The organism is Flagellimonas aequoris (genome assembly GCF_003584165.1).
Taxonomy (GTDB): domain Bacteria; phylum Bacteroidota; class Bacteroidia; order Flavobacteriales; family Flavobacteriaceae; genus Flagellimonas; species Flagellimonas aequoris.
This window is the reverse complement of the sequence record NZ_QXFJ01000030.1, coordinates 708,705-730,117: the sequence shown is the minus strand read 5'-3', so window position 1 is coordinate 730,117 and position 21,413 is coordinate 708,705. Positions and strand designations below refer to the sequence as shown.

At 41.7% G+C, this 21,413-nt stretch carries 20 protein-coding genes; 5 read left to right on the top strand and 15 right to left on the bottom strand.

Annotation, left to right across the window (positions count from 1 at the left end; translation table 11 throughout):
* Positions 1-76 precede the first annotated feature (76 nt).
* Entirely contained in the window at positions 77-2,854 is a 2,778-nt protein-coding gene (uvrA, locus tag D2U88_RS16925; RefSeq protein ID WP_119641692.1) for an excinuclease ABC subunit UvrA, read from the bottom strand.
* 249 nt (positions 2,855-3,103) lie between these two features.
* On the opposite strand from uvrA, the gene D2U88_RS16920 reads away from it, so the two are divergent.
* Entirely contained in the window at positions 3,104-3,685 is a 582-nt protein-coding gene (locus D2U88_RS16920; RefSeq protein ID WP_119641691.1) for an RNA polymerase sigma factor, read from the top strand.
* Positions 3,686-3,933: 248 nt separating this feature from the next.
* On the opposite strand, the gene D2U88_RS16915 is transcribed toward D2U88_RS16920, so the two are convergent.
* Positions 3,934-4,596: an endonuclease III domain-containing protein gene (locus D2U88_RS16915; protein ID WP_119641690.1), complete on the bottom strand. Its 663-nt coding sequence runs from the start codon at positions 4,594-4,596 to the stop codon at positions 3,934-3,936.
* Positions 4,597-4,649: 53 nt separating this feature from the next.
* Here D2U88_RS16915 and bcp point away from each other — a divergent pair, with 53 nt between their 5' ends.
* Positions 4,650-5,105, top strand: coding sequence for a thioredoxin-dependent thiol peroxidase (bcp, locus tag D2U88_RS16910; RefSeq protein WP_119641689.1), 456 nt, complete (start codon positions 4,650-4,652; stop codon positions 5,103-5,105).
* 29 nt (positions 5,106-5,134) lie between these two features.
* On the opposite strand, the gene D2U88_RS16905 is transcribed toward bcp, so the two are convergent.
* On the bottom strand, positions 5,135-6,586 hold the full coding sequence (locus D2U88_RS16905) for a TonB-dependent receptor (RefSeq protein ID WP_119641876.1): 1,452 nt from the start codon (positions 6,584-6,586) through the stop codon (positions 5,135-5,137).
* Positions 6,587-6,663: 77 nt separating this feature from the next.
* Between D2U88_RS16905 and D2U88_RS16900 the strand changes: the two genes are divergently transcribed.
* Together D2U88_RS16900 and D2U88_RS16895 are read left to right on the top strand one after the other, a co-directional pair.
* Positions 6,664-7,440, top strand: a complete 777-nt coding sequence (locus D2U88_RS16900) for an MBL fold metallo-hydrolase (protein WP_235855815.1) — start codon at positions 6,664-6,666, stop codon at positions 7,438-7,440.
* 4 nt (positions 7,441-7,444) lie between these two features.
* On the top strand, positions 7,445-7,939 hold the full coding sequence (locus D2U88_RS16895; protein ID WP_119641688.1) for a hydrolase: 495 nt from the start codon (positions 7,445-7,447) through the stop codon (positions 7,937-7,939).
* A 282-nt stretch (positions 7,940-8,221) separates the two neighbouring features.
* Here the strand turns inward: D2U88_RS16895 and D2U88_RS16890 are convergent, their stop codons facing one another.
* The 10 genes from D2U88_RS16890 to D2U88_RS16845 form a co-directional block, all read right to left on the bottom strand.
* Positions 8,222-8,881, bottom strand: coding sequence for an alpha/beta hydrolase (locus D2U88_RS16890; protein WP_119641687.1), 660 nt, complete (start codon positions 8,879-8,881; stop codon positions 8,222-8,224).
* 9 nt (positions 8,882-8,890) lie between these two features.
* The gene (locus tag D2U88_RS16885) at positions 8,891-9,214 is read right to left on the bottom strand and encodes a hypothetical protein (protein WP_119641686.1); all 324 of its coding nucleotides are present in this window, start codon (positions 9,212-9,214) and stop codon (positions 8,891-8,893) included.
* The gene (locus D2U88_RS16880; RefSeq protein WP_119641685.1) at positions 9,211-10,467 is read right to left on the bottom strand and encodes a dihydroorotase; all 1,257 of its coding nucleotides are present in this window, start codon (positions 10,465-10,467) and stop codon (positions 9,211-9,213) included. The genes D2U88_RS16885 and D2U88_RS16880 overlap by 4 nt, the downstream gene beginning before the upstream one ends.
* Positions 10,464-12,386 (bottom strand): BatA domain-containing protein, encoded by a 1,923-nt coding sequence (locus tag D2U88_RS16875; protein ID WP_235855814.1) that lies wholly within the window; start codon positions 12,384-12,386, stop codon positions 10,464-10,466. Before D2U88_RS16875 ends, D2U88_RS16880 begins: the two co-directional genes overlap by 4 nt.
* Positions 12,387-12,503: 117 nt before the next feature.
* Positions 12,504-13,511 carry a glycosyltransferase gene (locus D2U88_RS16870; RefSeq protein ID WP_119641683.1) on the bottom strand — a complete coding sequence of 336 codons (1,008 nt, stop codon included), beginning with the start codon at positions 13,509-13,511 and terminating at the stop codon, positions 12,504-12,506.
* 20 nt (positions 13,512-13,531) lie between these two features.
* Entirely contained in the window at positions 13,532-13,954 is a 423-nt protein-coding gene (locus D2U88_RS16865; protein ID WP_119641874.1) for a hypothetical protein, read from the bottom strand.
* Positions 13,955-13,984: 30 nt separating this feature from the next.
* Positions 13,985-14,755: a sterol desaturase family protein gene (locus tag D2U88_RS16860; protein ID WP_235855813.1), complete on the bottom strand. Its 771-nt coding sequence runs from the start codon at positions 14,753-14,755 to the stop codon at positions 13,985-13,987.
* Positions 14,756-14,833: 78 nt separating this feature from the next.
* Positions 14,834-16,618: a tetratricopeptide repeat protein gene (locus D2U88_RS16855; protein ID WP_119641682.1), complete on the bottom strand. Its 1,785-nt coding sequence runs from the start codon at positions 16,616-16,618 to the stop codon at positions 14,834-14,836.
* A 144-nt stretch (positions 16,619-16,762) separates the two neighbouring features.
* The gene (locus tag D2U88_RS16850; protein WP_417935313.1) at positions 16,763-17,452 is read right to left on the bottom strand and encodes an SGNH/GDSL hydrolase family protein; all 690 of its coding nucleotides are present in this window, start codon (positions 17,450-17,452) and stop codon (positions 16,763-16,765) included.
* 138 nt (positions 17,453-17,590) lie between these two features.
* Positions 17,591-19,081, bottom strand: coding sequence for a S10 family peptidase (locus D2U88_RS16845; protein WP_119641681.1), 1,491 nt, complete (start codon positions 19,079-19,081; stop codon positions 17,591-17,593).
* A gap of 140 nt (positions 19,082-19,221) precedes the next feature.
* Here D2U88_RS16845 and D2U88_RS16840 point away from each other — a divergent pair, with 140 nt between their 5' ends.
* Positions 19,222-20,364, top strand: coding sequence for a Gfo/Idh/MocA family protein (locus D2U88_RS16840; protein WP_119641680.1), 1,143 nt, complete (start codon positions 19,222-19,224; stop codon positions 20,362-20,364).
* Positions 20,365-20,384: 20 nt separating this feature from the next.
* Here D2U88_RS16840 and D2U88_RS16835 read toward each other — a convergent pair whose 3' ends face one another.
* Together D2U88_RS16835 and D2U88_RS16830 are read right to left on the bottom strand one after the other, a co-directional pair.
* Complete coding sequence (locus D2U88_RS16835) at positions 20,385-20,879, bottom strand: SRPBCC family protein (protein ID WP_119641679.1); 495 nt, start codon at positions 20,877-20,879, stop codon at positions 20,385-20,387.
* Positions 20,876-21,196 (bottom strand): ArsR/SmtB family transcription factor, encoded by a 321-nt coding sequence (locus tag D2U88_RS16830; protein ID WP_119641678.1) that lies wholly within the window; start codon positions 21,194-21,196, stop codon positions 20,876-20,878. The genes D2U88_RS16835 and D2U88_RS16830 overlap by 4 nt, the downstream gene beginning before the upstream one ends.
* Between the last annotated feature and the right edge of the window lie 217 nt (positions 21,197-21,413).

The following is a 21,413-nucleotide window of genomic DNA, read 5'->3' as shown; positions in this document are numbered from 1 at the left end:
CTATTTGCATCCACCCTTATAGTATCAATCAGCGTGCCAAAAATTATAAAATATTGATAACCAATTAATTGATTCTTTAGATTTTGTCCTTAAGATATTTGGCCGTGAACGATTCCTTATGTTGAAGTAACTCTTCCGGGGTGCCTTCTGCCATCAATTGACCTCCTAATTCGCCACCCTCTGGGCCAAGGTCGATGATGTAATCCGCACATTTGATGAGTTCAATATTATGTTCGATCACGATGATGGAATGCCCTTTGTCAATAAGTTCATCGAACGATTTGAGCAGTTTTTTAATGTCATGGAAATGAAGTCCCGTTGTGGGTTCATCAAAGATGAACAAAGCCTTTTCTTTGGTATGGCCTTTTACCAGGAACGAAGCGAGCTTGATTCGCTGTGCTTCACCTCCGGAAAGGGTAGATGAGGACTGTCCCAACGTAACATACCCCAGTCCCACATCTTGTAGGGGCTGTAGTTTGGCCACAATCTTATCCTGTTTGTACATCTTGAAATGCTCTATGGCATCATCAATGGTCAGGTTTAGGATGTCATCAATGTTCTTGCCTTCAAACTGGACTTCAAGAATATCTTTTTTGAATCGCTTGCCATTGCAGACATCACATTCCAAATGCACATCGGCCATAAACTGCATTTCCACAGTAATTTCACCTTCGCCCTTACATTTTTCGCATCTACCCCCATCCACATTAAATGAAAAATGTTTGGCCTGATATCCACGCAGTTTGCTCAATTTTTGGGATGCAAACAAACTTCGTATATCGTCATAAGCCTTTATATAGGTAACCGGATTGGAACGGGATGAACGACCAATAGGGTTCTGGTCCACAAATTCAACGTGTTTGATGTGGGCATATTTCCCTTCCATGCTGGTGAACTGACCTGCCTTTTCCCCGTATCCACCAATTTCCTTTAAAATGGATGGATACAGTATTTTTTTGACCAAGGTGCTCTTGCCACTTCCCGATACACCTGTAACTACCGTCAACATATTCAAAGGAAAAATGACATCTATATTCTTGAGATTGTTCTCCCTTGCTCCCTTTATTTGGATGTAGTGCTTGGAATTCCTGCGTTCCTTCGGAACCGAAATTTCCATGGTGCCGTTGAGATAGGAAGCGGTAAGGGAATCTGACTTTAGGATGGCTTCCATATTACCGGTAGCTACTACGCGCCCACCCAAAGTACCGGCTTCAGGACCAATGTCGATGATTTCATCCGCCGCTTTCATGATGTCCTCGTCGTGTTCCACAACAATTACGGTATTGCCCAGGTTGCGAAGGGATTTCAATACTTCAATCAAATTCTCCGTATCCTTGGGATGCAGACCAATACTGGGTTCATCCAAAATATACATGGAACCTACCAGACTACTTCCCAAGCTCGTGGCCAGATTGATACGCTGGCTTTCCCCACCAGATAGCGTGTTGGATTTTCTATTTAGGGTGAGATAGCTGAGTCCTACTTTGTCCAAAAAATCCAGACGCGTGGTGATTTCTTTCAAAAGTCTGTTGGCAATAGCCGCATCATGTTCGGAAAGTTGTAATTCCTCAAAGAAGGGTATCAATCTACGGATGGGCAGCTCTATTAATTCAGATATGGATTTACCGCCTACCTTTACATAATTGGCCTCCACCCGAAGTCTTTTGCCCTTGCAAACGGTACATTTGGTTTTTCCACGGTATCGGGACAACATCACCCGGTTCTGAATTTTATAGCTCTTTTCCTCCAACTGTTCAAAGAACTTATGGATTCCGATAAAATGCTCATTGCCTTCCCAAACCAATTGTTTTTGTTCTTCGGAAAGTTCAAACCAGGGTTTATGAATGGGAAAATCGAATTTGTAAGCAGCGTTCACCAATTGGTCACGGTACCAGCCCATGCTTTCACCTCGCCACGGGAATACGGCATTTTCATAAACGGATAGGGCTGTGTTGGGAATCACCAAATCCTCGTCGATTCCAATCACATCCCCATAGCCTTCACATTTAGGACAAGCACCATAGGGATTGTTGAAACTGAACAGGTGCACATTGGGTTCCAGGAATTTAATGCCGTCCAATTCAAATTGGTTGCTGAAGGAGCGGATTTCCCCAGTTTCTAGATTCTCGATGGTGCACAGTCCCTTTCCTTCAAAAAAAGCATTGTCCACGGCATTGGCCAAGCGGTTAAGAAAATCCTCGTCCTCCTTTACTATGATACGATCTACCACAAGATCGAATTCCCTGCCAATATCTTTTGGGGCCTGATCTATTCGGATGACCTCTCCATTATATTTGATTCGGGCGTACCCTTGTTTGGAAAACAACTCCAGCGATTTGATGGGATCACGTTCTTCCTTGATGGTGATGGGAGCCAACAACAATAGTTTGGTGTCCACCTTTATACCTTTAATATAATCCATCACATCACTTACGGAATGTTTTTTTACCTCGTTCCCTGAAATGGGGGAAATGGTCTTTCCGATACGGGCATATAATAATTTAAGGTAGTCGTAAATCTCGGTGGTGGTCCCTACGGTAGATCTGGGGTTGGTAGAGTTCACTTTTTGCTCAATGGCAATGGCTGGCGCTATACCTTTAATATAATCTACCTTCGGCTTGTCAAGTTTTCCCAAAAACTGTCGGGCGTAGGAAGAAAGGCTTTCCACATAGCGTCTTTGGCCTTCGGCATACAAAGTATCAAAAGCCAAACTGGATTTTCCAGAGCCCGATAATCCAGTGATGACAACCAGTTTGTTCCTGGGTATCACCACATCTATATTTTTGAGGTTGTGCAACTTGGCACCTTTTATGATGATATTGTGCTTAGGATCAACGTTTGTAATGGCCGTCATTTGTTAAAATTAGGGTCTCAAAGATACGACTCCCCACACTTAATACGTATATTGCATCAGTTAACATATAAAAATTAGCAACTCACAACATAGTTTTTAGGTCGCCTACCTAAATATCTATATTTGAAGTGTAATTAAAATACTGATAGGCCTATACAGAAATAATTACTTTTTTAAGATTAAAAACTAAATACCTGAAGTCTTTCTTGGAAAGGAAGGACCATGATTTTAACCAAAAAAGTAATTTGTATGGAACTACAGATTAATGACTCGATTTTAGTAAAAAACTATATCTCTGGAGACGAAAAAGCTCTTGAGATTCTCATCAACCGACACAACCAAAGGATTTCCAGTTTTATTTATTCCAAAGTTTTGGACAGGGATGTGGCAGAGGACATCTTCCAAGATACCTTTATTAAGGTCATCAAAACCTTAAAAAGAGGCAACTATAGTGAAGAAGGTAAATTTTTGCCCTGGGTCATGCGGATCGCACACAACCTGATCATTGACCACTTTAGGAAAAACAAAAGGATGCCCAAGTTTGAGGGAAGTGATGACTTCAACATCTTCTCCGTGATCAAGGATGAGAAGTTGAACGTAGAAAAACAAATCATTAAAGATCAAATTGAAAGCGATCTTACACTTTTGATCGATGAATTGCCCGAAGACCAAAGAGAAGTCCTGATCATGCGTATCTACAAAGACATGAGCTTCAAGGAAATCTCCGAGAACACTGGGGTTAGCATCAATACCGCCTTGGGAAGAATGCGTTATGCCCTTATCAACCTCAGAAAAATTGTTGACCGTAAGAACATCGTTTTAACGAATTAATAATACAGTACGTCGAAGACTGCAATATTTCCAATCTAGCTGCGTTATCTAATTGAAACATTTATGCTAGAATATGGAAAACATTTACTCTGAAGAACAAAAATCCGTAAAAACGGTAAAGGCTAGCCAGAAGACTATTGATTTCTTGCTTAGCTATTCAAAATCGATTCATGTAGTTGACTACAAAAAACACCAGTTTGAAGTAACGTTAAATTAATCAATGTTCAAACTGACGAAAAGAGCCGCAATTAGCGGCTCTTTTTGTTTTTATGGTATTCGTCCAACACCGTTTTTCTGCCGATGGTCTTCGTGATGATGTCCTTTTCCAAGTTCCAACCCCTAGCCGGAGAGTATTCCCGTCCGTACCAAATAATCTGAAGATGTAACTTGTTCCAAAGTTCCATCGGGAATAATCTTTTGGCATCGCGCTCTGTTTGCACCACATTTTTGCCATTGCTGAAACCCCAACGGTACATCAGTCGGTGAATATGGGTATCCACTGGAAAGGCTGGGATCCCGAACGCCTGAGACACCACTACACTTGCTGTTTTATGTCCCACTCCAGGCAATTCTTCCAACAATTCGATTTCCTGGGGGACTTCGCCATTGTACTTTTCAATCAAAATTTGAGACAATCCAAAAATTCCTTTCGACTTCATAGGTGATAACCCGACCGGTTTGATGATTTCACGAATCTCCTCCACGGAAAGCTTTACCATATCATAAGGATTATCGGCACGTTCAAATAAAAGAGGGGTAATCTGGTTCACCCGAACATCGGTGCTTTGGGCAGATAATAGTACGGCAATCAATAGGGTATAGGGGTCTTTATGGTCAAGTGGTATGGGAATGGTCGGATAAATCTTCTCCAAAGTAGAAATGGTGAAGTCAACTTTTTCTTGTTTGGTCATTTTTGTTTAATTTTACACTTATAACATTAAACAATAATTTCAATTCAGAAGCTATGAACATGTTAAAAGTAGGGGATAAAGTACCTGATTTTTCAGCAAACGACCAAGATGGTAATACAATAAATCTTAAGGATTACAAGGGTAAATCCCTAGTGGTTTTCTTTTACCCCAAGGCGGATACCCCTGGCTGTACGGCAGAGGCATGCAACCTTCGGGATAACTATAAAGAATTGAAAGATAAAGGGTTTGAATTGCTTGGCGTAAGTGCCGATTCGGAGAAAAAACAGACCAATTTCAAGAAAAAATATAACTTTCCATTTCCATTATTGGCTGATGAAGACCACACGGTCATCAATACTTTTGGAGTATGGGGCCCTAAAAAATTTATGGGACGAGAATATGACGGTATCCACCGTACCACTTTTGTCATTAACAGCGATGGTGTTGTGGAAAAAGTCATTGACAAGGTGAAAACCAAGGATCACGCCGCACAATTGCTGGAAGCCTAAAAGTAAAAAGCGCCTTTAAGGCGCTTTTTTTATTCCTTTTCTTCCAGAACCTTTCTGGTGAAGAGATGTTTTTGTTTGATGATTTCGGCAATACCCTCTGGTAGTTCATCTTCCCAGCCTTCTTCATTGTTGATGATCTTTTTGAGTACATCACGAGAGAAGATGTGGAGTACTTCAGGGTCATAATCAATGATGTCCATCACTTTTCCATTGTACTTGAAGAACTTATAAAGCTCCTTCATCCTCGGATGCACCTTAACATTGTTGCTGGTAAGGATTTGTCCTGTATCTGGATCTTTCATAGGGTAGAGGTATACCTTCAAATCCTTGAAGAACAATTTTCCAAAGGCTTCCAAGATACCACCGCTTAGATGACGATAATATTTTTCATCGAATACATCCACCAAGTTGTTCACACCCATGGTGAGTCCGATCTTGGCCTTGGTGTAGTTATTGAAATATTCAACCAATTTGTAGTATTCCTGGAATTTGGAGATCAATACGGTATGGCCTAAGGAGCATAACAGTTCCGCACGGTCCATAAAATCCTGCTCATCAATTTCCCCTGCCACTTTTAGGTTGGAAAGGGTAATCTCGAACACCACAATGGTATTTTCATATTCCACGGTTTGCTCCCGAATGAATATGTCATAAGATTTTTTGAACATATCCATGTTCACCTTGGTAACAGGCCTAAAACTACCGCGAAGTGCCAGGATACTCTTCTTATATAGTACTGCGGCAGGAAGTAAATTGTTCCCGTCAGGGCCGAACATTACGGCATCAGTCATGTCGTTCTTGATCAACTGAAGGCTCATCAATCGGTTGTCCACTTCGGCAAAATTGGGTCCGGTGAAGTTCACCATATCAATTTCCAAGGTGTCCTTGTCAATATGGTCGTAAAGGTATTTCAGTAGTTTTTTGGGTCTGTCAAATTTGAAGAATGCCCCGTAGATCAGGTTCACTCCTAAAATCCCTAGGGTTTCTTGTTGCAATCGGGCCTCGTTCTGTTTGAATCGGATGTGGAGGACGATTTCGTCATATTCTTTTTGGTCTGGATCCAACTGAAAACGGATACCCACCCATCCATGGCCTTTGTATCGTTTAGAAAAATCGATGGTGGCCACCGTATTGGCATAGGTGAAGAACAAATAGTCCGGATTACTTTCCCTACCGATACGCTCTTCCACCAAACGCATTTCGTGGTCCAACATTTTCTTCAATCGAGATTGGGTCACATATCTACCATCCTCCTCAACACCATAAATGGCATCACTGAAGGATTTGTCATAGGCACTCATGGCTTTCGCAATGGTTCCCGATGCACCACCGGCCCTAAAAAAATGTCTGGCCGTTTCCTGCCCTGCCCCAATTTCGGCAAAGGTTCCATAAATATCAGGATTCAGGTTGATTCTGAGGGTCTTGGCCTTTATGGAAGGAATGTTTTCAAAGGCATTTTCTTTGCTAGGTACGGTAGGCATATCCGAATTTTTATTGAAGGACAAAGTTACACTCTTCATTCAATCTATTAAATAAATAAGTTATAATTTTGGATTTAATGGATGACAGGATGACCATTACTTTTTTAGGAACTGGAACCTCGCAGGGAATACCTGTAATTGGAAGCAATCATCCGGTATGCCTCAGTAAGGATACCAAGGATAAAAGGCTTCGGGTCTCCGTTTTGGTCTCTTGGGGCGATTATAATTTTGTGGTGGATTGCGGCCCGGATTTTAGGCAACAAATGTTGTTACATCCCATCGAAAAACTGGACGGCATCCTGTTCACCCATGAGCATGCCGATCATACTGCCGGTATTGATGATATTCGTCCCTTTTTCTTTCGGCAGGGGGATATTCCGATCTATGCGCACCAACGGGTCATCAATTCCCTAAAAAGACGTTTCGATTATATATTTGCCGATGAAAATCGATATCCTGGTGCCCCGGCCGTACAGGTTTTTGAAGTAACCAAGGATAAACCGATTCCATTGGGAGGACTGAACATAATCCCCATTGAAGCCTATCACAACCGGTTACAGGTTTTCGGATATCGCTTTGGGGAATTTGTCTATCTCACCGATATAAAGAAAGTGGAAGAAGAAGAAATCAAAAAAATAAAAGGAGCCAAAGTGTTAGTGGTGAACGCATTGCGCGAAGAACCCCATCATTCCCACTTTAATTTGGAAGAAGCCTTGGAATTTGCCGAAATAGCAGGTGCAGATGAAACTTACTTCACACACATCAGTCATTTATTGGGATTCCATGAAGAAGTGGAAAAACGATTACCACCCAACGTTCACTTAGCATACGATAACCTACAATTGAAAATTTAATTCCATGAAAAGTAGAATTTTTCTATACCTATTTGTCTTTACGGCTCTCTTGGTACTTTTCCAATACGTGACGGCCAACAACATGCAAAAAGCACTTAACTCCGATGTTTCCCGATTGCAGGAACAAACGGAAAAAATGGAGGATTCCATTAAAACACTCAACCTAAAAGTGTTGGACATGCAATATTTCACCTTGGAGAATAATGATGATGCCTTGGCGTACTATGACCATCTCAATTTGGACAATCCTTCCCGATACATTGAGGATAAATTGTTGGAAACCAATGAAAGGAAAGGAGATAATCCCTTGATTCCGTATGAGGGTATGGAAAGTGATTTTAAGATCAACAAGATCAAGGTGCTGAACCATAAATGGATCTTGGCCGACTTTTCCGATGGAAAATATTGGGGTGAACTGCTCATCAAATATGAACTGAAGGATGACCTAAGCGTGGACTTTACCATGTTGGACCATTTACTTTACGCTAGGAGTAATTAATCCTCACTGGTCATTCTGAGCGAAGCGAAGACTCTCAAAACTACCTCTCACGTCATTCTGAGTGAAACGAAGAATCTATTCAGTTTAATGTTGGTTGAGATTCTTCAAGGACCGTTGGCCTTTCAGAATGACAATAGGCACCAGGTTACTACAACTATGCAAAATGAAGAATCAGAAACATTTCCGAACGTCATTCTGAGCAAAGCGAAGAATCTAATCGGTTCTTAGGCTAATTAAGGGATTCTTCACTCCGTTCAGAATGGCAGCGTACTGTCATCAAAATCAAATGTGGTTTTCCAACCACTTTTTGAAGGAATAAAAGTTTTGTTGGGAAACCCCGTGACCAATCGGAAATTCTTCAAAAGTGTAGTCAATCCCCAATTTCTTCAACAATTCCGGGGCCTGTTGTGCCCATTCCAATGGGATTACCTGATCTACCTGTCCGTGCGAGGCATAGATATGGAGGTTGTCATGATCCTTTTCAGTATAATTGGCCGTCAAAATTCTTTCGTTGATATAACCGCTCAGGGCCACCACATTTTTAATCTTTTCCGGATAGGAAAGGGCCACGGCGTAACTTAAAATGGTTCCTTGGCTAAATCCCAAAAGCGTAATGTTTTTTTCATCAAGATTGTAGGCTTTAATGGCCTCATCGATAAAAGTCATAATCTTTTCACGGGATTCTTTGGCCTGTTCGTCATCACTCCATTTTCCGTATTCCGCATCAAAATTAATGGCATACCAAGCATGGCCAAAAGGTTCTAGATCATAAGGTGCTTTAACGGACAAGACCATCAATTCGCCTGGTAGCTCGGGAGCGAAGGAAAAAAGGTCTTCCTCATTGCTACCATAACCATGGAATAAAAAAATGGCCGGTTTCTTTTCAGATGTTGATGATGAGGGACGTAGGAGATATTCCAAAGATAGTGGGATGGGGGACATGGTATTCTTTTAAGGGATGAAGGTAAACCATTTTTGAAAATATTCACCTAGAACAGGCAACAGCTTCATCTTATCGTTCAGCACCTGCAAAAACCCAAAAATCCAAAGTACAAAATAGAAAATATAGATGGGCAACGCCAGATAAACGATTCCTGAATAGGTCAACAGAATGGCCAAAGCATGAAACAGCACGTGTATGCCAAATGCCTGTCGGGTGTGGAACCTAGCAAAAGCATTCTTGGGTTCCATATTCATGGTAATGGCGATCAAACAGCCCACTATGGTGATGTATGCCACTATGGCCGTGGTTTTTCCTGGATTGGTTTCATTCATTTTATGGTGATTTGGTCGTTATTGATCACACCGATGGCTTTTCCCTTTAGGGAAGAACCCAAAAACATACTGTTCTTGGAGGTAGAAAGTACATCTTCCAATCCAAAAGTATAACCCTCATCAGGATTAAAAAGGGCAAGGCAGGCCTTGGCTCCTTCTTTTAAAACAGGTTCTTCCAATCCAAAACGGGAACGGCCTTTGATCAAGATAGATATGGTTTCGTCCAGACCGAAAATGGTATTCAAACAACCAAATGTAGATTCCAATCCAATGGAACCGTCCATCGCATTGTCAAACTCCACACGCTTATGCTCAATATCCACGGGAATATGGTCAGAGGTTACAAAATCGATGGTTCCATCACTTACTCCTTTGATCAAGGCCTTGCAATCCGATTTTTCCCGAAGGGGAGGTGATACTTTATAATGGGTATCAAATCCTTGCAGGGATTCATCCGAAAGAAAAAGATTATGGACGGCCACACTGCAGCTTACATCCAACCCCTTCTTTTTGGCATTGGCAATCAGTTTTACCGATCCAGCTGTGGAAATGGTGGGAATATGCAGTTTACCACCCGTATATTCCAAAACGAATAGATCTCGTGATACTTGCAGTTCTTCGGCTAAAGCAGGAATTCCTTTCATACCCAAAATGGTCGAAATTTTTCCTTCGTGTGCCACACCGGTCCCTTTAATGTTGCCATCTTGGGGGAAGGAAAAAATCAATCCACCAAAATTTTGTGCGTACAGCAGTGCTATTTTTAATAGATTGGGATTGGCTACTTGCTTCTTGAAGTCGTAAAAGGCCACTGCCCCTGCGTTCTTCATATCGAAAAGTTCTGCCAGGTCGGTTCCATCCGCATTTTTGGTCAAGGTTCCCATAGGATGGATCACCGTTGCCTTGTTCAGTCCCCTTTCCTTTAAGAACACCACATCTGAGCTGGTATCAGGTACAGGATGGGTGCTAGGGTACAAAAGAATATCCGTAAAACCGCTTTTGCCAGCGACCATCAATCCATTGGAAATAGTCTCACGCTCTTCGTAACCAGGTTCACCAAAACTTACTCCTGAATCAAACCACCCTAAGGAAACATGCAGGTTCTTTTGATCTACAACCTTGGTATTGGAAGGCCCCTCCACAGAGGTTCCAATCTTTTCAATGACCCCGTTTTTAATCAGGATGTCCCGCTTTTTTAGGTGAAGTTCCTTGTTATCTGGGCATACAATTTTTGCAGACTTCAGCAGAATGTTCATGTAACGAATTTTTGAATGATAACCTCGGTGAGCGCCAAAAGCAACGCTAAAATAACAAACCATTTCCAATAAGCCGTAATGTTATTGTCCTGTTCCAATTGCCGGAACACGGATACCACGGAGTCTTGTATATTGGTTTGGGAAAAACTTTCCAAATCCATATAGCTGAGTTGGCTTTCAGCCCTTGGATAATTGAAACTGATATTTTGCAGGGCATTCCCATTTTCTGAAATGGTATAAATGCCGTCTTCTGTTGGATTTTGGTCAAAAGAAAGCCTTACCCGGTTGGGAAATGTTTGCTGAAGCGGAATAAATTCATACCCTTCCTTCGCAACAGATAAAATATCATCACTTCCCAAACGGGTCGCCACATCAATGGCACTCGGAACTCCTAAGGTGTGATAGAGTTCAGGGGCCTTCAAGCTCGAAATTGCCATATTGTAAAAGGTGGGTACGATCAATGGGGAATTCTTAAAATTGGAATTTTCCAGTTCCAAGGGCGTAGAAAAAATGTAAAGTCCATCCTTCCCCAATAAAAATGCATCACCACCTTCCAAAGCCAGTATGTTGGGCAAATTGGTCTGGACTTTAAAATATTCCTTTACCGAAGGATATTGAAAATTAGTTACTTGCTTTTCGAAAACATTCCTGTAAAGCGGATGATCAAAAGCAATGGTAGTCAGTTTGGTATTTGATGATACTTTTTCAGTAAAACGAATGTTGGAAAGGCTGGATAAAAAGGAATTATAGGAAGCCAAATCACTACTGATGGAAGGAATTACGATTAAAGTGCCCCCATTATTTTTAAAGGTGCGCAAAACATTTTGAAGGCTATTGGGAACGGCTTTCAAATTATCCAGGATTACAACATTTTGATCATCAAGTTTACTGTAATCCAATTGATTAAGTCTGTAATTTTGAAGATCAAATTCGTCCTCGGTGTAAAGTCGACTCAAATAATCATTATCGGATTCACTGATAGCCAACACCTTGATTTTTTCAGTTTCATTGATGTTGAAATAAAAGGTGTTATCGTATGCCAATCCATTGTCAACAAGGGTCAGCCTTCCGTTGATTTTTTTATTTCCCGGTATTGAAAACTCAACTCTAGCCTTTGCATTGGCACCAAATTTTGCAGCCGTTTTGGCAATCAGATTTTCATCATTATACAAGGAAAGGGGAAGGGCTTCCTCTGGGTTACCTCCCGATAAAAGCACTGTAAGCTTTGCTTGGTCCGAAAATCGGTCCGAAAGAAAAACAGAATCCATGGACACGTTTTGCGCCTCCCTGGGTCGCAATGGCACAAAATAGGAATGGTACATGCTATCCAATAGTGTATTACCGCCAGCCATTCTATCCTGAAAATCAGAAATCACCATCAGGTTTTTAACCGAGCTGTTCGATTTTGAAAACAGGGTATTTGCCTTGAGACCTATTTCATCGAGGGTCAACTGTTTGTAGGTATAGGGCAATGACAGTAGGTTGTTCTGGATATCCTTTATCTGGATGTTGGTAAACGTTTGGGTATTGGTGAAAAGGCTGAAAACCGACTCCTCATCTACATTTTTAATAAGGTCTTGGATGGCTTTTTCAAACAGTGCCAATCCATTGTCCTTGGCTTGCATGCTAAAGGAATCATCCAAATAGACTACGGTTTCCTTTTGTTGCAAGGCCGTTCCTGAAGAAACAAACGGCTGGGCAAAGGCCAAGATTAGAGCCACCAACAATAATAACCTCGTAAAAAGCAGCAGCCATTTCTTCAAGGAATTGCTTTTGCGCGACTCCGAAACCACTTTTTGTAGCATGGCCACATTGGTGAAGGGTGTCTTTTGGAATCTTCGTAATTGAAAAAGATGAATGAATAGGGGGATGATCAGAAGAAAAAGGGCCCAAAGAATTTCTGGATGTTTAAACTGCATTCCCGACTTAGATTGAACAAATATAGGCATTAAAATATTTGATCATTTCAAATAATGCTGTTAAGGGGGTAATAAAATAAAAGGTTTATGGTGGAAGGGTTAAAGGTGAAGGGGTTGTCAACAAAAGAAAAAATAATCCTCCATTGGCTTTTGACCGAGACCCTTCAAGTATTTCTTTATTTCTCTTTGTTCTTTGCTATTGGCAACAGTGATCATGCTTTGCGGGTTTTTCAATGTTTTCAAAACATCAAAATGCATCAGTTCTTCATGATAGATTTTTTTGCCAATTTTATTGGGATTATCACAGAGCCAAGTAAAATTGATTCCATGATGTTGTAGTCCCTTGGCAATTGCTTTTCCTTTAAAACCAGCTCCCCAAACGACTAGGGGACGATTGCCGTTGAAATTCAATTTTAAAAAGTAATGGAGTTTGATATCCAAAAAATAATTTTGGGCATAATGCTCATGGGTTCGTGAAGTCCGTGTATCGTAATCCCGCCAAAGATGCAGTATTTCATCGCATGGAATAATTCTTAATCCCCCTTCATAAAAACGAAAGGTGAGATCATAATCCTCAGGATAGCGCAAGGGTTCAAATCCACCACAACGTTCAAAATCTTCCCGGTGCACCATCCAGCATGGGGAAGGAATCACACATTCCTTGTAGATTTCATCAAAATTGGTCCCTTTGGATGTCAACCCGTTCAACCATTTCTCATATCGCTCGTAACCATTACTGATCCCACGGTCAGAGAAGTATTTCACCTGTCCCACAGCGACGTGTCCTTTGCCGGTTGCTATCAAATTATCGACCATTCGTTGCAACCTTTGCGGTTTCATGATATCGTCAGAATCCATCCGGGTGATGAAGGCTCCGCTACTTTTGGCATAGGCAGTCTGTAAGGCGGGGATAATCCCTTCCCCTTCATTTTTAAAGACTTTTATGCGAGAATCTTTGCTTGAATATTGACTCAAGACTTCAAAACTCTGGTCATTTGAATGATCATCAACCGCCAAAACTTCCCAATTGGAATAGGTTTGGCCTAGAATGGAATCCAAACACTCCGGTAAATAATGAGCAGTGTTCTTAAACGGGATGACGATGCTTACTTTGCCTTGTTGCATATTGCAAAGTAACTAATTCTTCAATCAAAGGGTATGAGGTCCGGGGCTACATATTCAGATTTGGCTTTGACATTTTTTAGCAAGTCAAACGCATAATGCTGGTCCAACAATTGTTTAAAGGATGTTTTGAGTCTTGGGAACTCCACAATAAAATCATCAAAAGTGGCAGATTTTGATTTTCTCATAAAATGGTGGACTGCTTTAACCGAAGCCACTGTCAAGGTTTTATGGAACTTGGTGTCGTCCCCATGCAATCGGTCGAACTCACGGATGCCTTTACAACATTTCTCTATGGCCGATTCCTCCCCAAAATTCTTCAAGTAGATATAGGCCAAACGTAAATGGGCTTCATGGCTGAACAGGGAAGGGGATAGGCTTCCCGTTTCAAAGGCTTCAATGAAACGGGAATCGTCCAAATCCCAATGGTGTTTAGGTGGGTTCATGCCCATGTTAGGTCTTGTGCAGGACATGGCTCATTCTTTATTGATATCCTTAAACCGTAGCATATCCCAAACCCTGTTCGATGCCCCAAGATAAAAACCAGCTTCATGTTCATACCCTTTGGGATTGTTGAAGGTGCCAAATAAGATATCGAACAAGGAAATATCAGAATAATTATAAGCGTGAATACCCTTAGCGTGGTGCACGGTATGGGCCTCGGGCCTTTGGATAAAATACCCCACCCAAACCGGAGTTTTGATATTGGCATGTTGAAATATGCTCAAAAATGTGGTGACGAGAATGAAAACCGTAGCTGCTTGAGGGGTAAAGCCAGCAATGACCACTAGGCATAGACTTCCCAACAAGGTAAAACCGATCATGTCCATTGGACTAAAGTAAAAGGCCCCATAACTGTCCATACGTTCGGCGCTATGGTGCATTTGATGGAAAATTTTCCAGAGGGTGTCATTCTTGTGCATGGCATAATGCCAAAGGTAAAGGGCAAATTCATAAATCATCACGGCGATAAAGGCACCCCATCCCGTTCCAAGTGCAGTCAAATCAAAGATTTGATAATCAACTAGATAATTGTCCCATATCAAGGGAAAATAGGTGGACAGATAAAAGAAAACAGCAAAGGAGGTAAGTCCCCTTAATTTCCAATTCTTTATTTTAGGTAGTTCCCTGGCCGGAAAGAGTCCCTCCCAAACCATCAATACGCCATACATGCCCAATAAAATTAAGGAGATTGGGTCTATCAACACATCCCAAGGATTAGGCAAACTTTTTAAAATCTCTAACATACTTTACGATTTTTTTAGGTTGTTTACCCCATAGGCATAAGTTTTAACCTTACAATGTAAGGGAGCAGGTAAGTTTCTTTAGAATGTCCATTCGTGGGGTATTTCCGGTTTGTAGCTGCAACAGGTTCCTGTTTTGATAGAGTTTGCTAGGTGTTTGACCAATAAAGGATGTATTTGTTCCAATTTTTTGATAGAATTCCTGATTCGCCAAGTCACTGCTGCCCTTGCTTTCTCCAAAGAAGAACCCGTTTTACGCGCTTTGTTGGACAACCCCATAACCTTACCGATATGCCCCATTAATTGTTCATATTCCTCTTTTAGTCTTTCTGCTTTTTCAATAAGCCCTATCTCTTCTGCATCGCTGATTTGCATTTTTAAGGATTTTATTTTGGATCTGTAATCCCTTAATGCTTTTTCATCAACAAGTGCTTCACCATCATTGTTTACGGAACTTCCCATAAGCTGCAGACAATGAAATTCTTCCTCAGGGTGTTCCAATAATTGTGCGATATCATGTAGTCCTTTGGAATCCTTTGCAGTTACCGATAGGCCTGAATAACTGAGTTCCCACAGTTCGCCATGATGAATAAAACTTCCCCCAGCAATATTTTTTTTCTTTGTCGAAACAATTTTCGGATTAGGTTTTGAACCATTGCCTAGCATAAACTCCCAAAAGGATTCCAGGTTGCTTTTATCTTTATAGGGGTTAACTTCCTTTTGCCATGCAACTGCTTCTTGGTTTGTAGCATCTTTACCCTGCTTGATATTTTTTCTAAATATCTTTAGATATTGCTCCCAATAACTCTTCATTTGGTCGTAGCGGGAAATATGGTAATATGCCGCAGATAAAAAAGCCGTGAAATCTGTCCAAATGGAAAGATTGGAAACCTTTTCACCTACCTCTATAGCTTTTTCAAACTCGCCTTTTTCAAAATAAACCAACATGCCTGCGGGTAGATAGGCTTCCGGATTCAAAGGGTTCAAGCTTCTGGCCTTATCATATAATTGTTCCGCTTCTTCCATATAACCAAGCCAAACCATACAATTGGAAATCAATACAAGGTTATCGGCATCGTTTGGATTCATCCTAAGGGATTTGCGTAGCAGATGTTCGGATTTTTCGTAATCCCCCAAATAAAGAAAAGTGCGACCGAGGACTGCCAAGGAAACATAATCGTTTTCATCCAATTCTATGGCTTTGAGGGCATAGTCATGGGCTCCTTTTTGACTTACATCCCAACGATCCCATAACTGACAACTCCATTCATTGAAGTACGATAATGAGAGTCCTGTATAAGCCCTGGCGAACATGGGATCAATCTTTAGGGCGGCCTCAAAATGTTCCCGTGCCTTAAGATCGCTTTCCAAGGTTCCTTTTTTGACCTCGTTCATTCCCAAGAGCCAATTTTCATATACCGCAAGGTCCACGGATTCCTTTTTATAGGAGTAGGAGAGCAGGTCGTGGTCTATTTGCTGTTGCAGTACATTTACCATTTGTTGGGTAATGGTATCCTGCATTTTTAGAACGGTTTCTAGGGTTTCATCATGATTACCGGCAAAAACAATCTTGTGGTCTCGGGTCCTGATGAGTTGCACCCCAATGCGGAATCCTTTATCCGTGGGTCGGAAGCTTCCGGTAATCAGGTAATCGGCACCCAATCTGGTCATAGACTCAGTATCGGAAGTATCTGAAATGTGCTGTGTGGAGTATTGGGAAATGACGGACAACCCAATGTACTTGGAAAAATTTATGATAAGGTCCTCGGTAAACCCTTTGATAATAGGGGAGATGGATTCAGAATCCCCTAAAATCTGAAAAGGTAAAACCGCAATGGTAGTTTCCTTATTGCCAATTAGTTCCACAATGAGATTGATTGATATCGCTAAGATACAAAAGTTAGCTTCGGATGACCATTAATCACTTGGTCTCCTGCTAAATCTATGGACTTCAAATAATTACGGACAAAAAAATATTGATGCTGTAAAGCGATACCACATCGGTGTCTCTTATTCCAAAACTTCATCAATGGCTTTCAAAACCAGTTTCTCCATAACGGAATAACCGGCTTTGGTCAAATGTACTTCATCCGTAGTCAAAGCTTTGGGCAGACCGTTTCGTTTATCGGCCATGGCTGCAAAATAATCCAGATACATGACCTCTTTCTCCTTTGCCATGGTCTTTAGCATAGCATTCAGCTTTGGAATTTTGATATTGGGTTGCAATCCGGGTCTCCAAGGATAATCATAGGCTGGCAACACGGAACAGACGATGGGATGGATGCCATTAGCTTTGGCCAGTTCTACCATACCCAAAATATTATCTCTTATTTCTTCAAGCGTCATGGGTCCGGTATTCCCCGCAATGTCATTGGTTCCGGCCAATATCACTACCACTTTAGGTTTAAGGTTGATGACGTCCTGTCTGAAGCGCAATAACATTTGAGGTGTGGTCTGTCCGCCGATACCGCGGTCAATGAAAGGATGGTCCTTAAAAAACTCAGGATGTGCCCCAATCCAACCTTCGGTAATGGAGTTACCCATAAAAACTACTCGGTTCTCATCTGAAGCAGGGGCAGGTAATTCGGTATTGGCTTTTTTATACTTTTCAAGGTTGGGCCAATCCTGTGCGGTACTTTTGAACGAGTTCGACAATCCAAATAAAAATGCCATGGCCCAAATGGTGGTTTGTGTTTTCAAAATGTTTGTTTTAGTTACTGTACAAAGTTCTAATTTACATAAAAAGTATTCAGATAAAGGACAGAATCGAATGAAAACCCATGTCAAAAAAAAGACAGGTCCTTGTGGACCTGCCTTTTTATATAGTTTTAATCGCCATTAATATTTAGCACTCTTACCGTTTGCTTGGGTTTTTAGAATGAAATTCCGGATATCTTCATTAGCCGTTTTCAAATCTTCGTGACGTAGGTACATCATGTGACCGGAACGATATCCTTTAAATTCGAAACGATCTTTCATACGCCCACTGGGATCCACTTGTGACATGGTATATTTGGCCGCAAAATAGGTACAGGCCCCATCATAATAACCGGATTGCACCAATACGTTCAAATAAGGGTTTTGTGCCATGGCCTGGCGAAGGTCGTCACGAACGTTATCGTTGCTATTATCCCAAGGATGCACGGGACCGAACATGTTGTATTTAATATCGGTCTTAAAGTTCAGCTCTTCCTGTAAATAATAGTTGATGGCAGGGGTAAAGCTGTGCAACCAAGACGTCAACTCGGGCGAATAATCAGGTCTGGTACCGGTTAAGACCTTGTCGATTCCCAAATAACGGCTATCCAAACGTCCGATGGTGTAACCGCCTTTTTCCCTCAATAACGCCTTCCAGAAAAATTGAGTGGGAACCACCAGGTTTTGATCCAAGATGTCCTGCACATCTATCCCAGAATAATAGGCCATTTTTTCGGCGATGGCCTTGCGTTCCGAATCCTGGATAAAGCCGCCCTTGGCAATGGCAGGCAATAATTGGTTGATGGTGAAATCTTCCACTTCAGGCAATACTTCCAAAAGATCTTGGTTCTGCAAAGCAGCAGGCAAGGCCTTATGGTGCCATGCAGTGGCGGCAAAATAGGGCAAGTTCAAGGCACTGGAAACAGGGTCATCATCACGGAAATTCCTGTAATCCGCAGGAGATACCATGATCACTCCGTTCAAGTACATCCACTGTTGGTTTTGCAATGCCAAAGAAAGTCCCATCACACGGGTACCTCCATAGCTTTCCCCAACGATGTATTTCGGGGATCTCCAACGGTTGTTGCGGGTCACGAAAGTATTCAACCATTCGGCCAAATATTTGGTATCGGCATTAATCCCGAAGAATTTTTTATGGTCCACTTCCTTTCCAGATTCGGGAATGGTACGGGAATAGCCAGTATTGGCTGGATTCACATATACAATATCGGTCACGTCCAAAACCGAATAAGGATTTTCTTTTACTCCATAAGGTTGAACCGGATAGCCTTCATCATCAATTTTAAGTACACGAGGACCCGTATAGGCCAAGTGCATCCAAACGGAACCTGAACCAGGTCCACCGTTGAAAGAGATCAGCAAAGGACGGGCTGCTCGGTCTTTTACATCATTTCGGGTGTAATAGGTGTAGTGCAAGGAAGCAATGGGTTTGCCAAGCTCGTCCCAAACCGGCTGGGTTCCCGTTACGGCGGTGTAATCCATTCGAGTGCCGTTGATGGTCACGGAATGTTGGGTAGTCACCGTGGTGTCAATCGGTAATTTTCTTTCTTGGGCAAATGTCAGGGTAATAGCAGAGCATAACGCTATGCTGAAAAGGTAAAGAGATTTCATATTATTTGGTTGAATTAGTCTAGTGAATAAATGTAAGGATTTTACAAGTTTGAAATCTGTTAAAGGAATCGTAAAACATAAAATTATAAAGGTTCATGCATTATGTGTATTTTTAGTACGGCACACTAAAAACGATTTCGATGAAAAATTTAACCAGAAGGGATTTCAATGGTTTAATGATCAAGGGGGCTGGGAGCGCCGCCCTAATGTCCGTTACTTCTTTGGCCTGTGCCATGGGAACCGATCAGGATAAAAAGAAACTGGGCATTGCCCTGGTAGGATTGGGGAGTTATAGCACCTACCAATTGGCCCCTGCACTTCAAGATACCCAGCATTGTTATTTGGCAGGAGTCGTGACTGGCACACCGCAAAAAGAAAAAGTTTGGGCAGATAAATACAACATTCCCAAAGCAAACATCTATAACTACCAAAATTTTGATGAAATCGCCAAGAACGACGCCATTGATGTGGTATATGTGGTGTTGCCCAATAGTATGCATGCCGAATTTTGTATCCGTGCCGCTAAAGCGGGAAAGCATGTTATCTGCGAAAAACCCATGGCCATAAGTGTAAAAGAGTGTGATGCCATCATCAATGCTTGCAAGGCGGCAGGGGTAAAATTGGGAATGGGATACCGGCTACATTCCGAACCCTATACGCAACAAGTAAAGCAATTTGTGAAGGAAAAAACCTTTGGCGATATCAAATTTGTGTCCGCTGAGGCCGCTTACAGGTCCACAGGCAATCCAGACCAATGGCGGTTGAACAAAAAACTTTCAGGTGGTGGAGCCTTGATGAACATGGGTGTTTATGCCGTGCAAAGTACCATTTATGGGACAGGGGAGAACCCCATTTCGGTTTCTGCACAGGAATTTAGCACACGCCCCGAATATTTCAAGAATACCGACGAGACCATCATGGCCCAATTGGAATTTCCGAGTGGTGCGGTGGCCAATATCTCCACTTCACATAATTTTAACGCAAACAGCATGTATGTCTCTGGCACGAATGGTTGGTTCCAACTACAACCGGCCAACAATTATGGACCGTTGAGTGGCAAAACTTCCAATGGGGATATCATCGAGTTTCCACATGAAAGCCAACAAAAATTACAAATGGATGATTTTGCCAAGCATGTGCTCATGGGAGAACCCAATAAGGCACCAGGAGAAATGGGCAAACGGGATATGATGATCGTTGAGGCCATTTATACGTCCATTGCCAAAGGAGGGCAGAAAATCAACTTGGATCTTGCCCCCGGCTTTGGTTTTGGGGGTGATTGAAATTTTTTGACCGTCCGGGTTTACGATAGTGATTTCAACACCTTTTCCAAATAGGTCAATGTTGCAGTAAATCCTTCCTTGAAGCCCATTTCGATCATCTGTTCCATTCGGGTAAGCGATTCATTGTGGATGGAAATGCTCACCGTGGTAACGCCGTTTTCCTCACTAAAGTTCAAATCCCAATTAGAGCCTGGTAATTGTGGGTTTTCATCTGCATCAGCAAACGCATTGAACATTTTAAAATTGGTTTTCGGGCTGATGGAAGTGTATTGTTGAAGCGACCAATGTTCCTGGCCCTCTGGACTTACCATGGCATAAAATCGTCTTCCGCCCACTTTAAACTCCATATGCTTGGTTACCGATTTCCAAGGCTGCGGCGCCCACCATTGATCTAGAATTTCTTGCTTGGTAAAGGCATCCCAAACCAGTGGGAGTTCTGTCTCAAATTCCTTGTCAATAAATACGGTTTGAATTGCTTTGTCTGCGGTAAAATTAAATAGCAAATGGTCTTTCATTTTGTTTGTTTTTTAATTGTGGATAATACATTTTCGAGTTGGTCAAATCGAGTTTCCCAAATTTTCCGGTATTGCTCCAGCCATGCATCAATCTCTTTCATCTTCTCTATTTTGAGGGAATAGAATATTTCCCTGCCCTGTTGTTCTTGGTGCACCAATTCACATTCGCTGAGAATGCGCAAGTGTTTTGAGATAGATTGACGGGAAGCATCGAAGTTTTCCGCAATGGCATTGGGAGTCATGGATTGCAAGGCAATTAGCGCAATAATAGCCCTTCTTGTGGGATCGGCAACGGCTTGAAAAACATCTCTTCTCATTTTTTCAATATGATTTATGAAACTGTTTGGTTGCAAATATATATGCAACTTTTCGGTTGCGCAAATTATTTCAAGATTTTTTCTAATCTATAATGCAGGTTCCTTATAGTTTTATGACTAAATCAACAAAAGCTTTATAGGCTGTTTTGTTTTTGCGGTGGAGTAGAAAATAGCAACCGAAAGCAAACAACAAATAGGCAAACAAAATTCGAGAATG

What these genes read in the sequence shown, in the direction of transcription:
- bcp (WP_119641689.1), top strand. Translation starts at nt 4,650, where the DNA reads ATGAACATGTTAAAAGTAGGGGATAAAGTACCTGATTTTTCAGCAAAC.
- uvrA (WP_119641692.1), bottom strand. Translation starts at nt 2,854, where the DNA reads ATGACGGCCATTACAAACGTTGATCCTAAGCACAATATCATCATAAAA.
- D2U88_RS16905 (WP_119641876.1), bottom strand. Translation starts at nt 6,586, where the DNA reads ATGCCTACCGTACCTAGCAAAGAAAATGCCTTTGAAAACATTCCTTCC.
- D2U88_RS16890 (WP_119641687.1), bottom strand. Translation starts at nt 8,881, where the DNA reads ATGTCCCCCATCCCACTATCTTTGGAATATCTCCTACGTCCCTCATCA.
- D2U88_RS16880 (WP_119641685.1), bottom strand. Translation starts at nt 10,467, where the DNA reads ATGAACATTCTGCTGAAGTCTGCAAAAATTGTATGCCCAGATAACAAG.
- D2U88_RS16865 (WP_119641874.1), bottom strand. Translation starts at nt 13,954, where the DNA reads ATGAACCCACCTAAACACCATTGGGATTTGGACGATTCCCGTTTCATT.
- D2U88_RS16920 (WP_119641691.1), top strand. Translation starts at nt 3,104, where the DNA reads ATGGAACTACAGATTAATGACTCGATTTTAGTAAAAAACTATATCTCT.
- D2U88_RS16835 (WP_119641679.1), bottom strand. Translation starts at nt 20,879, where the DNA reads ATGAAAGACCATTTGCTATTTAATTTTACCGCAGACAAAGCAATTCAA.
- D2U88_RS16830 (WP_119641678.1), bottom strand. Translation starts at nt 21,196, where the DNA reads ATGAGAAGAGATGTTTTTCAAGCCGTTGCCGATCCCACAAGAAGGGCT.
- D2U88_RS16895 (WP_119641688.1), top strand. Translation starts at nt 7,445, where the DNA reads ATGAAAAGTAGAATTTTTCTATACCTATTTGTCTTTACGGCTCTCTTG.
- D2U88_RS16915 (WP_119641690.1), bottom strand. Translation starts at nt 4,596, where the DNA reads ATGACCAAACAAGAAAAAGTTGACTTCACCATTTCTACTTTGGAGAAG.
- D2U88_RS16860 (WP_235855813.1), bottom strand. Translation starts at nt 14,755, where the DNA reads ATGTTAGAGATTTTAAAAAGTTTGCCTAATCCTTGGGATGTGTTGATA.
- D2U88_RS16870 (WP_119641683.1), bottom strand. Translation starts at nt 13,511, where the DNA reads ATGCAACAAGGCAAAGTAAGCATCGTCATCCCGTTTAAGAACACTGCT.
- D2U88_RS16840 (WP_119641680.1), top strand. Translation starts at nt 19,222, where the DNA reads ATGAAAAATTTAACCAGAAGGGATTTCAATGGTTTAATGATCAAGGGG.
- D2U88_RS16885 (WP_119641686.1), bottom strand. Translation starts at nt 9,214, where the DNA reads ATGAATGAAACCAATCCAGGAAAAACCACGGCCATAGTGGCATACATC.
- D2U88_RS16875 (WP_235855814.1), bottom strand. Translation starts at nt 12,386, where the DNA reads ATGCAGTTTAAACATCCAGAAATTCTTTGGGCCCTTTTTCTTCTGATC.
- D2U88_RS16900 (WP_235855815.1), top strand. Translation starts at nt 6,664, where the DNA reads ATGGATGACAGGATGACCATTACTTTTTTAGGAACTGGAACCTCGCAG.
- D2U88_RS16845 (WP_119641681.1), bottom strand. Translation starts at nt 19,081, where the DNA reads ATGAAATCTCTTTACCTTTTCAGCATAGCGTTATGCTCTGCTATTACC.